This is a genomic window from Candidatus Binatia bacterium (assembly GCA_029243485.1).
In the GTDB taxonomy this organism is placed as follows: Bacteria; Desulfobacterota; Binatia; order UBA12015; family UBA12015; genus VGTG01.
In genome coordinates this window covers 22,054-34,006 of sequence record JAQWRY010000063.1, presented here as the reverse complement: position 1 = coordinate 34,006, position 11,953 = coordinate 22,054, and the positions used below count along the sequence as shown (strand labels likewise).

The 11,953-nt window shown below is 66.5% G+C and carries 11 protein-coding genes; 5 read left to right on the top strand and 6 right to left on the bottom strand.

Going from position 1 to position 11,953, the window contains the following annotated elements; genetic code table 11:
• Nucleotides 1-57 precede the first annotated feature (57 nt).
• Nucleotides 58-339: a hypothetical protein gene (locus P8R42_18175; protein MDG2306535.1), complete on the top strand. Its 282-nt coding sequence runs from the start codon at nt 58-60 to the stop codon at nt 337-339.
• A gap of 508 nt (nt 340-847) precedes the next feature.
• On the opposite strand, the gene P8R42_18170 is transcribed toward P8R42_18175, so the two are convergent.
• The 5 genes from P8R42_18170 to P8R42_18150 all read right to left on the bottom strand — a co-directional run bounded on the left by P8R42_18170 (nt 848) and on the right by P8R42_18150 (nt 7,128).
• Nucleotides 848-2,887: a hypothetical protein gene (locus P8R42_18170; GenBank protein ID MDG2306534.1), complete on the bottom strand. Its 2,040-nt coding sequence runs from the start codon at nt 2,885-2,887 to the stop codon at nt 848-850.
• 35 nt (nt 2,888-2,922) lie between these two features.
• The gene (locus tag P8R42_18165) at nt 2,923-4,950 is read right to left on the bottom strand and encodes a hypothetical protein (protein ID MDG2306533.1); all 2,028 of its coding nucleotides are present in this window, start codon (nt 4,948-4,950) and stop codon (nt 2,923-2,925) included.
• Nucleotides 4,947-5,669: a hypothetical protein gene (locus P8R42_18160; protein MDG2306532.1), complete on the bottom strand. Its 723-nt coding sequence runs from the start codon at nt 5,667-5,669 to the stop codon at nt 4,947-4,949. The genes P8R42_18165 and P8R42_18160 overlap by 4 nt, the downstream gene beginning before the upstream one ends.
• Entirely contained in the window at nt 5,669-6,856 is a 1,188-nt protein-coding gene (locus P8R42_18155) for an efflux RND transporter periplasmic adaptor subunit (protein ID MDG2306531.1), read from the bottom strand. The genes P8R42_18160 and P8R42_18155 overlap by 1 nt, the downstream gene beginning before the upstream one ends.
• Nucleotides 6,857-6,939: 83 nt before the next feature.
• Complete coding sequence (locus P8R42_18150) at nt 6,940-7,128, bottom strand: hypothetical protein (GenBank protein MDG2306530.1); 189 nt, start codon at nt 7,126-7,128, stop codon at nt 6,940-6,942.
• 157 nt (nt 7,129-7,285) lie between these two features.
• On the opposite strand from P8R42_18150, the gene P8R42_18145 reads away from it, so the two are divergent.
• A complete protein-coding gene (locus P8R42_18145) occupies nt 7,286-8,509 on the top strand; it encodes a PQQ-dependent sugar dehydrogenase (protein MDG2306529.1) in 1,224 nt (407 codons plus the stop codon).
• 13 nt (nt 8,510-8,522) lie between these two features.
• Here P8R42_18145 and P8R42_18140 read toward each other — a convergent pair whose 3' ends face one another.
• Complete coding sequence (locus tag P8R42_18140) at nt 8,523-9,113, bottom strand: hypothetical protein (GenBank protein MDG2306528.1); 591 nt, start codon at nt 9,111-9,113, stop codon at nt 8,523-8,525.
• On the opposite strand from P8R42_18140, the gene P8R42_18135 reads away from it, so the two are divergent.
• The 3 genes from P8R42_18135 (at nt 9,104) to P8R42_18125 (ending at nt 11,953) form a co-directional block, all read left to right on the top strand.
• Nucleotides 9,104-10,135, top strand: coding sequence for a hypothetical protein (locus P8R42_18135; protein MDG2306527.1), 1,032 nt, complete (start codon nt 9,104-9,106; stop codon nt 10,133-10,135). The two genes, P8R42_18140 and P8R42_18135, sit on opposite strands and share 10 nt — an antisense overlap.
• Nucleotides 10,132-10,452, top strand: a complete 321-nt coding sequence (gene cyaY, locus P8R42_18130) for an iron donor protein CyaY (GenBank protein ID MDG2306526.1) — start codon at nt 10,132-10,134, stop codon at nt 10,450-10,452. Before P8R42_18135 ends, cyaY begins: the two co-directional genes overlap by 4 nt.
• A gap of 64 nt (nt 10,453-10,516) precedes the next feature.
• Nucleotides 10,517-11,953, top strand: coding sequence for a YdiU family protein (locus P8R42_18125; protein ID MDG2306525.1), 1,437 nt, complete (start codon nt 10,517-10,519; stop codon nt 11,951-11,953).

Below are 11,953 nucleotides of genomic sequence, written 5' to 3'. Positions count from 1 at the left end.
CGTGACCGCGGCCCTCGGGATAAGTGTGGAGTCTGGTTTTCCCCAAGGAGGTCTGAAGTGTTTCGATCGATTCTTACGCGCCGAGTAGTCCCCTTCGCAGCAATCGTTCTGACCGTGAGCTTCGCCGGAGCCTCGCACGCCGGTAGTCACGAAAAGGAAGGCGGCGGCATCGTCGCTCCTTCCGAGTACGTCGAGGACATCGAGACGCCGGGGGACACTGGCGGCGTGATGGACGAAGTCGACGCGGGAGCCGCGCAGGCGGAGGCAGCCGAGGCGGCGTCGAAGAACGCGGCCGGCGCGAAGACGGACACCCCGGAGGAAGACGCAGGCGGCTGGTAACCGCCCCGACCGGCCAGGACAGCCCGACCGGCTGAGACCGCCCCGACCGGCCAGGACAGCCCGACCAGGCCAGGCGCGTTCGTGTGTCGCTTGAAACGCCGCGGTGGATGAGTCTCTGTGTCCGCCGCGTTCTCCTCCTTCTCCTCGCCTGCGTTGTCACACCCGGAACCTCCTCCGTCCGGGCGGAGCCGACGCCGGGGGATTCGCAGGTTGTCGCCGACACGAACGGTGACATCGACGGCAGCGCCGAGCCGCGTCGCCCACGCTGTGCCCGCGAGGTCCCGGAGTCGATGGTTCTGTGTCGTGGACCGCGCGGGGCGGTCTACGCGCGCGACGTGAAGACGGGTTGCCGAAAGGCGCAACTCAGCCCGGGAAACCCGGTAGATTTCGGAGCTGGCGATGACTGCTTTGTGCGGCGGGCGACCGTGTTCGACCCTGCCGGTGAGAAAACGAAAGAAGCCAAGACCTGCTGGACGCCACCGCCGTCTGCTGTCGGCGCTAGCGCCCGTCAGCGCACCGTCACGTGTCGACTCGCGAGGACCCGGCCCGGCTCTTCGGCTCGCAGAAGCTCGGCGACGTAGAGCCCGGGCTCCGGCGGCACGTCGACGTTCACTTGGACCTGGGCGTGCTGCCCCGAGGCGAGGGCCGGTGGGAGAAGGACGAGAGCCTTCGTTTCCTTCCAGGTCGGGCCCGCGGGATTACGCCAGCGAACGATGACTTCGGAGGGAAGGATCGGATCGGGATGGCGGAACGTCGGCCCCTCGGAGCCTACGAACCGAAAGATCACGCCGGCGGTGGGTGGGGAGGCCACGGCGCGGCTTCCCGGAGGGGTCGGATTTGCGATCGCCGCGAAGTCTTCTGTCACGGGGTGCGGCAGGAGCCGGTACAGAGAGACGTTTCGCGTCTGGTCGATGAGTTCGGTGTAGTCGGGTGCTTCGAGGAAAGAATCGAGCCGCGTCCCGATCCCGCGGTGTCTGTGGTGGATGCGGATGCTCGTGAAGCCGAGCGCGGACAGTGCACGCGCGGCTCTCCGGTTGGGTAGCGCTTCGGTCAGCTGCTGGATCTTCGCTTGGAGACCCGAGAGGAAAGAATTGTAACAGGCGGCGACCGGCTCGCGGTGGTAGCCCGCAGCGAGCAGGTAGCCGGGCATCAGACGGATCTTTCCTCTCTTGAAGTCGAGAGGCAGGTCTAGCACGGCGCCGGGCGGCAGTTTCGCTAGTTGCTCGAGTTCGGCCTCCGCAGGGCGTGCTGCATACCCCACCAGGTCGGCCCGGGTCGCGAACGACCGCAACGACAGTGTGGGGTGAAACGTCTGTAGCGCGACGGCGATCGCGAGCAGGACCGTCATCGCCGCGCCAACTCTTCGCGGCATGTGCTCGACGAGCGCCAGCACGCCGTACGCGCTGAAGAACGCGAAGATCAGCCACACGCCGAACTGCAAGGCGGCGAGCACGCGCACCGCATTGATGCCGGGGATGGACGCGCCGATCGTGAGGAGCGGCGACGGGAAGGTTCCGAGCCCCGGAATCCGCAGGGAAAGCACCGAGCACCAGAAGAGAAGAAACCCGGCGAGGGCGAGCGCGACGCGCGGGTCGTCGCCGTCGCGGGTGCGGGGGCCTCGGAGGCGGTCGAGCAATCCGATGGTCGCGAGCACGAACGCGATCCACCCGGGTGAAGCCGAGCGGCCCGGCAAGTAGTTGATGGCGGCAGCCAGGAGTCGGTTGCGCCCCCCCAGAACACCCCACACCTCTTGGGTCTCGAGGTACGGTCCGAGGACCAACCACGCGAATCCGCCGACGAACACGCCCACGGCGAGCAGCTTCGGTAGGAGCGCCGGGAGTGTCTGCGCGTAGCGAGCGAGCAGGAACGCGCCGTACGTTCCTCCGAGGATCGCGAGGCCGAGAACCTGATAGAAACTCTCGAGAAGTTGTAACCCGAGCGCGACTGCGAGGAGCGCGGCGTCGCGCCACCGTCGTTGCGCGAAGAGGGAATGTGCGGCGAGGAGGGCGACGGCCGTCCACGCGTTCCCGAAGCCGAAGAGGTGTGCCGGATTGTTGATCCGGTGCGGGTGAAAGCCGAAGAGCAGTCCCGCGATCAGAGCGGCAGGTATGCTGCGGGTCCAGTAGAAGGCGAGTGCGTACATCGCCATCGCGCTGATCCACGTGCTCAGGATGACAACGGAGTTGAAGGTGAGGATGGGGTCGCGCGTGACGAGGTAGGGGACGGCGCCGATCAGGCCCTCCCCGAACATGTGCTCGCCCAGGGTGTAGGGCCGATCCATCGGCGCGCAAAGCCCCGGGTCGTCCAGCCGCGAGGGCTCGAGCGAGAACGCTCCCGCCACTCGTGCCATGTTGCCGACGACGAAGTCCTGGTCCGCCTGGTAGAGCCTCTGGAGGCTGGGCTTCTCGTGACGAACGGGGAGCGGTAGCAGCTCGGATGGTGCGACGAGGACCGCCCGACTCGCGAACAGGGACAGACCGAGATAGAGCAGCGCCGCGGCGATCCCGCCCGCGCGCGGGCTCACGTAGATCTCCTTCGCTGCTTGCACCGACCCATCACGTCGGAGCTTAGCCTCTGCCTCGTTCAACGAACACTGAGGATCCGACTCGCGAGGACCAGGTCGGGCTCCTCGGTGCGAACGACCTCGACCCGGTAGGCACCGGGCGCCTCCGGGACGTCGATCTCGATTCGTCGATCGGTGTGGCCGCCGGTTGCCAGCGCGAGGGGGAGGAGCATGCGAGCCGTGGACTCCGCCACGAGATCGCCGTTGGGCTTACGCACGCGAATGAGGATGTCGGACGGCACGATCGGGTCGGGGTGGCGGAAGGTGGGTCCCATACCTCGGTGGAAGCGGATCGCGACATCGGCGCGTGGACCTTTCACCTGCTTGCGCCGGAGTCCTGCGTGCTTGCTCGCGATCGCCTCGAAGCGCTCTGTGACCGGTCCGGCCTCGAGTCGGTACGCCGACGTCTCCTCGGTCCGACCGAGGAACTGGGTTTGCCACTCGTTCGTGAGGAGTGGCTCGAGGCGGTGGGGCTCGGCATTCGACTTGACGTGATGGACGAGCAAGCTGCGAAAGCCGAGGGCCGATAGTGCCTTCGCCGCGGTCGGGTCGGGAAGCGCCTCGACGAGCCTTTCGACCTCGGTCTGCAGGCCCGAGAAAAACGAATTGTAGCAAGCGGCGGTTCGCTGATCGTAGTACGCGGCAGCGAGGAGATAGCCCGGCATCGTCTGGAGCTTCTTGCGCGGCTTGTAGGAGAGCGGCAGGTCGAGCACGGCCCCGTCGGGCAGCTGCGCCAGGAGATCGAGCTTCTCGGCGGAAGGTCGAGACGGCTTGCCCACGAGATCGGCCGTCGCAGCGAACGTCGCGCGGGCGGTCGGAGGATGGAACGTCTGGGCGAGGATCCCAGCCGCGAGTACCGTCGTGATGGCGACTCGGCCGGAAAGCGCGAATCGTTCGGTCAGAGCCAGGACGGCATACGCGGCGAAGACCGACAGGACGAGGAGCACGCCGTGCTGGAGTGCGGCGAGCGCGCGAACGGATCCGATTCCGGGGACGTAACCGGCGAGAGAAATAAGCGGGGAGGGAAGGTTTCCGAGGCCGGGGACCCAGAGGAACCACACGGTGCACCAGAAGATCAGGAAGCCGGCAGCGAGCAGGGGTAGGCGAGGGTCGTCCCGGTCGCGCGCGCCTCGCGCGCGGTCCAGGAGTCCGACTCCCGCGAGGATCGAGAGGAACCATCCGGGAGAGGCCGCCTCGCCGGGGAGGTACCTGTAGGGTGAAAGGAGCATGCGCTTGCGGGCCTGAAGGACTCCCCAGATTTCCTGGGTCTCGAGGTACGGGCCGAACAGGAGCCACGCGAGCACGCCGGTCACCGCAGCGACGGCGAGGAGTTTCGGCGCGAGCCGGGGAAGCTTCGCCGCGTGCTTGATCGACAGCGAGAGCCCATAGGCACCGCCGATGATCGCGAGTCCGAGTACCGGGTAGAAGCTCTCGAGAAGCTGCAAGCACAGGCAGAGAGTCAGGAGCGCCGCGTCCAGCCAGCGCTGGCGTGTGAAGAGCCGGTGGGCGGCCACGAGCGCGAGCGCCGACCAGGCATTCGCGAAGATGAAGATGTGCGCGGGGTTGCTTAGCCGGGATGGGATCAGGCCGAAGAGAAGCCCGGCCAGGAACGCGGCCGCGAAGCTGCCGGTCCAGTAGAACGCGAGGGTGTAGATCGCGAGGAAACTGATCCAGGTGCTCAGGATCGCCACCGAGTTGAACGTGAAGATCGGATCCTGTGTCAGGCGGTACGGCAGCGCGCCCAGCAGGCCCTCGCCGAACATGTGCTCCCCGAGAGTGTACGCCTGCTGCATCGGGTTGCAGAGCCCGACGTCGGTGATCTTCGACGGTGCGAACGCGAACGCGCGCGCGACGCGTGCCATGTAGGTCACGACGAAATCTTGATCGGCTTCGTACACGAGCATCAAACCGGGCTTCTCGGCTCGGGTGTAGTCGAGGGGCGTCGGCAGAAGAGTGAACGGGTTCGCGAGCACGGCTCGGTTGGCGAACAGCGCGATGGCGAAATAGAGCAGAGCGGCGGCGAGCCCGGATCGGGTCGTGCTGCTCACCCGGCACCCTCGAGATCGAGAAGGATCACGAGAAGGAAGCCTACGAAGAACATCGCGGTCCGCCAACTGCTGTCGGGTGTGGCCTCGTGCGCTTCGACGAGCAACTCCTCCGTCACGAGGTAGAGCAGGGCGGCACAACCGAACGACAGGACTCCCACGAGCATGGGCGGCGATAGGCTCGGACCGATGGTGGCACTCGCAACGGCACCGACCGCGGTCAGAAGAGAGAGTCCACCCGTCGTAAGGAGGATCGTTCCGGCCGTCGCCCCGGATCGGCCGAGGAGCGCGGCGACCGAGAGTCCGAGGAAGAGCACCTCGAGCGTTAGCGCGAAGGTGAGGAGCAGGCCTTCCTTCTCCCCGGCGATGAAGCCGACGCCGATGAGAAAGCCGTCGATCACGAGGTCCAGGCCGACGGCGATCAACGCGGCGGTCGGAAAGGCGGCGCTCGCTTCGGCGGCCTGCTCGGCCCGCCGCTCCCAGGCGCCGAGGGTGAGCATGAGCGCGACGCCGACGACGAACCCGACGACGACCTCCGACAGATGGGCTCCATGCGACATCCCGGGAAGGATTTCTACGGCGACCGCGGCGAATACGACGCCGGCCGCAAAGTGCTGCACGGCGCTCGCGAGCCGAGGTCCGGGCGGCCGAAAGGCGGCGAGGGCTCCACCGGCGATACCGGCGAGGACGGGGAACGCGACGAAGCCGAGAACGTGGAGCATCAGGGCTGCGTCCTCTCGGTGCGCTCGGTTGCCGCGGGCGACGGTCTCGGGGTCGGCGGGGCTGGCGACGGTGCCGACACGTACGGTCCGAGGATGGGGGTCGGCTCCGGCGTGATCTCTTTTGCAACCGGGGCAACGCGTCGTCCGGGCACCGCCGCACTTCGCCGGCCGACCACGACGCGGTCGCCCTCGGAGAGCCCGGCGTGCACGACCCGTTCTCCGCCGGACCGGGGGCCGGGCTCGACTGCGCGGCGTTCGATCAGCCCGTCGCCTCCCACGACGAGCACGAAGGCTCCGTCGCTGTCTTCCTCGACAGTCCAGTGCGGGACGACGATGGCGTCGACGTGCCATCGCAGAAGGAATCGCGCGGTGACGTCCTGGCCCGCCAGGAGGTCGGTGCGCGGATTCGGGATCGCGGCGCGGACGCGAACCGTGCCCGTCTCCGCGTCGATCTCTCCCTCGATCGTCTGCACTCGGCCGGCTCGCTCGTGGACGGTGCCGTCGGCTTTGACGACTTGCGTGACGACTGGTGTCTCGGTGTGGGAGTCTTGCAGCTGCGCGAGGCTGTCCGCGGGGACGTCGGCGGTCACGAAGATTGGATCCAGCTGCACGATCGTCGCCAGCCGGTCGCCCTTCGACACGAGGTTGCCCACGTCGACCGGGTGGCCGTCGATCCGTCCGTCGATCGGCGCGCGCAGGGTGGTGTAGCTCGCGTCCGCCTGCGCGAGATCGGCGGCTGCTCGACTTGAGTCGACCGCCGCCTGTGCGGTGGTTTGTGCGAGAGTGGCTGCTTCGACCGACTCGGGGTCGCTCTTGCCGGCGGAGAGCCTGGTCACGTTCTTGCGGGCCGCTTCGAGCGCGGCCTCGTCGCGTTTGAGTTCGGCACGAGCGGCGCGGAGAGCGGCGTCGTAGGCATCGGGCTGCAGGACGAAGAGCTCGGTGTCCTGCTCGACCTCTGTGCCGTCTTCGAAGCCGCGTTCGAGCAGGTAGCCTTCGGTGCGTGCTCGCACGTCGACGCGCGCCGTGGCTTCCAGTCGGGCGGAGTAGTCGACGACTTCGGCCACAGTGCGCCGGCCGGCGGGAGCGACGTCCACCTCGCGGGGGCCGAACAGCGGCTGGGTAGGGTCGCAGCCGAGCAGCGCCAAGGCGATGAGTGCGCCTAGCGCTCCTGTCCCGACGTTCCGCATGCCTTCGCCGAAGCCCAATTAGGTCATTCGGAGCCAGATTGCCAATCAGGCCGAGTCTGAGTTGAGGACTGAGGCGAATGCTCCTACAGACAGGCGGTCGGGATGAGAGACGCGCAAGAAGAGGTATCCGCCGCCACGGGCCGGACGCGACTGTCCGTGCGCGAAGCGTCCACGACGATGACCTTGGTGGAGACATCGGCCGCGCGCGCGATTGCGAGCGCGATCGTGGCGACGAGGACCAGGAAGATCGTCGTGCGAAGGACGGAGAGCATCGCAGGTGCTGGGCAAAGCGGCATGTGGCCAAGAAGACGGCCATGGGTTGGACGATGCGGAGGTTGACGTCGCCACGTGGGAAGCGAAGATGTCGAGATGAGTGCGTGGTCAAGGGGTAGACGAGCGGAGCTCTGTGCATCTTGGCAGGGGGCGGCCGTGCTGCGCGCGGTGCTGACTCTGCTGGTGACGACCGCGATGGCGTGCGGTGGCGGTGGTGGAGAGTCGTCCGGCGGCGGCGGCGATCCGCCTGGTCCGCCGACGATCACGCCGCCGCGAGAGGCCTCGCTGGACGACCTCCGGCTTGCCCGGGTCGCAGGGGACCTTTCGATGCCTCTCTTCCTCACCTCGTTGCCAGAGGATCCCGACCGACTGTTCGTCGTCGAGCGGCCGGGCCGTATCAAGCTCCTGACCGGCAACGGCGGTGCCGTGACGTTTCTGGATCTCACCGACCGGGTACGGTCGGGCGGCGAGCTCGGGCTTCTGGGGCTGGCGTTCCATCCGGAGTTTGCCGACAACGGGCTCTTCTACGTCAACTATACTTCCGAGGTGACGTCCTCGCTGTTCTCGGTCACATCCGAGTTTTCGGTCGATCTCACCAACCCGGCTCGCGGCGACCCGGATTCGGAGCGCAAGATTCTCGAGGTGCCGCAGTCGTCCGTCAGCCACCACGGCGGGATGCTCGTGTTCGGCCCCGACGATGCGCTGTACCTCTCTCTTGGCGACAGTGCGCAGGGCGGGGATCCCGAGGGGAATGCGCAGAACCTCGCGGAGTTCCGCGGCAAGATCTTGCGGTTCGATCCTCTGACCTTTCCGGAGCCGCTCGCCGGCAACCCGGGCGTGGAAAACCCTCACGTATGGCATTGGGGCCTGCGCAATCCGTGGCGGTTCAGCTTCGACCGCGAAACCGGCGACATGTTCATCGGCGACGTTGGAGAGGCCGAGTTCGAGGAAGTCGACGTCGCGCCGGCAGGCGCATCTGGGCTCAACTTCGGATGGAACCTGGTCGAGGGTTCGGTGTGCTTCCGCCCACCGTGGGTCTCGGACAAACCGCGTCTCGAATGCGGCATCGATGGCTTCGTCGCGCCGGTCGTCGCTTATGGGCGTGAAGACGGTTGCTCGGTCACCGGGGGCTACGTCTACCGCGGTCCGTCCGCACCGGCCCTCGTCGGTCGCTACCTTTATGCCGACTACTGCACGGGTCACGTTTCATCGTTTCGGTGGGTAGATGGAGAGGCCGTCGACGCTATGGATTTGACAACGATGTTGGATCCGCGCGGCGACCGGTTGAAGAACGTGACGTCGTTCGGCGAGGATGCGCGGGGCGACCTCTACGTCCTAGATTCGTTCGGGTCGGTCTACCGGATCGAGGGGCTGCCGTAGAAGCGTTGGGCGTCTAGCGGGAGGCGCCGCGCAAGCTTGCCAGCTGCCGCGCTGCCTTCCGGAGCGTGCGCTCGAGCCAGCCTTCGGGCTCGTGCTCCGTCTCCTCCTCCAACGCCTTGTGCGCGTAGTCGATCGCCCGCCCGCACAGGTACTCGAGTTTGCGTCCCGCCCGGATGTGATCGGGAAGCGGGCGGTCGGTGTAGATCGTGATGTCGTGCCACGAGTGATCGCTCGTCTCGAAGACGGCGCAGCGATTCATGGCCGGGCCCATCGCCGGGAGGTTCTCGGGCCCCGCTTTGCCGAGCTCGCCCCACTCGTTGCGGAACTTCTCTTCGTCGTAGGACGGGAAGTCGGCGACGAGCCGTGCGCAGAGCTCGGGGCGTAGAAACCCGTCGGTGACGGTGTGCGGGAACGGCTTGGCCGCGTGGGACTGGTTGTGGAGTTCGGCGGCGCGAGCCGAGACCGAGTCGTCTACTATATGCATTGCGGGAGGGCTCTTCGCGCAGATGCGCTCGAAGGCTCGGCTGCCACGGAGGCGGGGGCTGTTAAGAGCGACCACCTTGATCTTGGCGTGAGGCCGGGCATCCTCGTGGAATGAAGTCACCTGCGGCCACGGTCTTGCGGATGCTCTTGTTCACCCTCCTTGCATCCACGCTTGCGTGCGAGTCGGACGGTCGGCGAGAGCTCGCCGGGCCGACGCGGGTGGCCGCTGAAGGGCCGCAGCGCGGTTCGGATGCGCGGTTCGAGCTCCATCCGTACCTGGGTTACACGTACGCCCCAGGTCGGGAGGGAGTGAATGGTCACGGCTTCGAAGCCGGCGGTCGGGAGTATCCGTACTCTCGTGGGGACGAGGAGTTCGTCGTGGGGGTCTTCGGTGGATCGGCGGCTTTGCAGGTCGCAAAGCAGGCAAAGGCGATCGAGGAAGCCCTTCTGCCCGGTCTGAAGTCGAAGGGCTACACGCGGGTCACGGTCCTTCCCTTTGCGGTGGAAGGCTGGCGGCAACCGCAGACGTTCCATGCCTTCGCTTCCTATCTCCCCACGATCGACATGGCGCTCGTCGTCGATGGGCTGGGGGAAGTCCTGGAGTTCTCCGACGCGGGACGCAAGGGATGGCCCGCCGACTATCCCTCCGCCGAGATCTACGCACCGCTTGCCGGACGGAGCGTGCGGGGGCCGGAAGCCGGAAGTCTGGCGGAGCGTTCGGAGCGATACTTCGATGCGTGGGAGGATCGGATCCGGCTGATGGACCTGATCGGTCTCGGGCGGAACAAACCGGTTCTCCATTTCATACAACCGAACCCGTACGACGATCCCGAGCACGAGGCCGATGCGATCGGCGCGGACGTGACGCCCTTATACCGACGGCTGAGGGATTTGGCGGAGCGACTGTCGCGCGACGGAGTCTCCTCTCACTTCCTCGGTGATGCGCTCGGCGAAGTGGAAGAGCCGGTCTACACGGACGAGTGTTGCGACCTGACCGATGACGGTGCGGCGGGCCTGACGTTGGCGGTCACGCGGGAGGTCGAATTCTCGGGGCAGATCGACGAGGCGCCGGCGGCAGCGGATCGAGACCTGCCGGACACGGGCAGCGAGGTGGAGGTGCCTCTGCTAGGCTCGGATTCATGACAAGCCAGGAATACCTGCACCGCGCCGACACCTGTCTCTCGCGAGTGGAGGCTTGGCTCGAGGACTTTGATCCCGATGAGGTTGATTACTCAACCACCGACGGGATGGTCTCCCTCGAGTTCCCCGACGGGGCGCGCTTCGTTCTCAACCGTCAGTCGGGAAACAACCAGATGTGGCTTGCCGCGGGTGTTCGGGCGTTCCACTACGACTGGAACGAGAGTGCCGATAGCTGGCTCGACGATCGCGACGGTCACGACCTGTACGGCAAGGTCGCCGAAGTGGTGAGCGAGAAGATCGGCCGCTCGGTCTCGATCTAGGAGCCTGACCCAAGATGGCTCACGCCGACCAGACGCCGACCCCTCTTGGGTCAAGCTCCTAGCCGTGCCGGTCTCCGCGACATATCGGCCGGCACCGCGGTTTCTCGATCTCGGCGAGGGCTTCGCCGACCCGGTCGAGCCGGCGGACTTTCCGCGGCGGATCCTGCGCTTCGGAAATCAGCGGTGGGCGGAGCGCGTGGGGCTCGGCGAGTTGACCGCGGACGAATGGGAGGCGCACTTCGCTCGCTTCGAGCCGCTCCCGGACAATCTCCCCGCGCCTCTGGCGCAGCGCTATCACGGCCACCAGTTCCGTTCTTACAATCCGCGGATCGGTGATGGTCGGGGCTTCCTGTTTGCGCAGGTGCTCGACACGGACGGCCGGCTGCTCGACCTTGCGACTAAGGGCAGCGGCCGCACCCCGTGGTCCCGTGACGGCGACGGACGCCTCACCTTGAAGGGCGGCGTGCGCGAAGTGCTCGCGACGGAGATGTTGGAGGCCCTCGGCGTCTACACGTCGAAGACTCTCAGCCTGTTCGAGACCGGCGAGAGCCTGCAGCGCGGCGATGAGCCGTCGCCCACGCGGTCGTCCGTGATGGTGCGGCTCGGTCACTCGCACATTCGCTTCGGGACGTTCCAGCGTTTCCTCGCGCTGGAAGAGAAAGACAAGATCGAACGGCTTCTCGACTACAGCATTCAGAACTACGCGCCGGAGCTTCTAGAAGAGAGCCACGACGATACGCCGTCGGCGTTTCTGCAGTTGGTCGTCGAACGGAGTGCAGAGCTGTGTGCGAGTTGGATGGCCGCGGGTTTCGTTCACGGTGTTCTCAACACCGACAACATGAACATCACCGGAGAGAGCTTCGACTACGGCCCCTTTCGGTTCCTGCCGACCTACGATCTCGGGTTTACGGCGGCCTACTTCGATCACTCGGGCTTGTACGCCTATGGGCGCCAGCCGCAGAGTGTGTTGTGGAACGTCGCGCGTCTCGCGGATACCCTCACGGTGGTGACGTCGGTTCCGGCCCTGGAGAAGGTGCTCGACACGTTCAATGCGCGGTTCGTGCATCACTACGGACGGAAGCTGCTCGCGCGCCTCGGCTTACTGCCCAAGGGTGACGAGCGCGACCAGGATCTGCAGAGCGCGTGCCGGGCGTTCCTCCAAGAGAGCGACGTCGGTTACGAGCAGTTCTTCTTCGACTGGTGGGGTGGTGCGGCAAGTGAGGAGCGAGCTGCGCGAGGACCTGCCGCGGCGCACTACACGGAGCCTCCCTTCGCAGCTTTTCGGAAACTACTCGGTGGGTATGATCCAGCCGACGCATCGCGGTTGCAGGACGCGTACTTCTCCCGTGAAGCGCCAGAAACACTTCTCGTCGACGAGATCGAGTCGATCTGGGAAGCGATCGCCGAGCGCGACAGCTGGTCGGCGTTCGACCAGAAAATCGCGTCGATTCGTTCGATGGCGAAGGCCGTGGGGCTCGCTCTGACTCCGCTCGAGGAGTAG

Bases quoted from the DNA above. Each gene is read 5' to 3' on its own strand.
- P8R42_18155 (MDG2306531.1), bottom strand. From the start codon at position 6,856: ATGCGGAACGTCGGGACAGGAGCGCTAGGCGCACTCATCGCCTTGGCG.
- P8R42_18135 (MDG2306527.1), top strand. From the start codon at position 9,104: ATGAAGTCACCTGCGGCCACGGTCTTGCGGATGCTCTTGTTCACCCTC.
- P8R42_18160 (MDG2306532.1), bottom strand. From the start codon at position 5,669: ATGCTCCACGTTCTCGGCTTCGTCGCGTTCCCCGTCCTCGCCGGTATC.
- P8R42_18150 (MDG2306530.1), bottom strand. From the start codon at position 7,128: ATGCTCTCCGTCCTTCGCACGACGATCTTCCTGGTCCTCGTCGCCACG.
- cyaY (MDG2306526.1), top strand. From the start codon at position 10,132: ATGACAAGCCAGGAATACCTGCACCGCGCCGACACCTGTCTCTCGCGA.